1 protein-coding gene is annotated in these 747 nt (G+C 41.5%); it reads right to left on the minus strand.

Going from position 1 to position 747, the window contains the following annotated elements:
• On the minus strand, positions 1 to 747 hold a 747-nt coding region (locus M997_RS17050), incomplete at both ends, for a cation:dicarboxylate symporter family transporter (protein ID WP_156510835.1).

Consider the following 747-nt stretch of genomic DNA (forward strand, 5'->3'; position numbering starts at 1 on the left):
AAATACGTCATTCATTCTTTCTTTGTCTAGTGCATTTTCCCAGCGAGCGACAACGATACAAGCACAAGCATTGCCGACTAAGTTGGTTAAAGCACGACACTCAGACATAAAGCGGTCAATACCTAAGATTAATGCCATTCCTGCAACAGGAACACTGGGTACAACGGATAAGGTTGCGGCTAAAGTAATAAAGCCTGCGCCTGTAACGCCCGCAGCACCTTTTGAACTGATCATTGCGACCAATAGTAGTGTGATTTGTTCGGTGAGCGAAAGGTCAATGCCTGTTGCTTGAGCAATAAACAGTGCAGCCATCGTCATATAAATATTCGTGCCATCGAGGTTAAATGAGTACCCCGTTGGAATAACTAAGCCGACAACAGATTTTTTGCAGCCTACATTTTCCATTTTGCGCATTAAGCTAGGCAATGCAGCTTCTGACGATGAAGTTCCTAACACCAGCCACAGTTCATCTTTAATGTATTTAATTAAAGAGAGAATAGAGAAGCCGTTATATTTTGCCACAGCCCCTAATACAACCAATACAAAGAGCAGAGATGTAATGTAGAAGGTAATAACCAGCATCAATAAGTTACTGATTGAAGAAATTCCGTATTTACCAATTGTGAATGCCATGGCGCCAAATGCACCGATAGGGGCTAATTTCATTAGCATACCGACCATTTTAAAGACAGGCTCAGAGAAGTTTTGTAAAAATTTCAGTACAGGTTCACCACGAGTACCAATTGA

It is taken from the genome of Proteus hauseri ATCC 700826, from assembly GCF_001654965.1.
Lineage (GTDB): Bacteria > Pseudomonadota > Gammaproteobacteria > Enterobacterales > Enterobacteriaceae > Proteus > Proteus hauseri.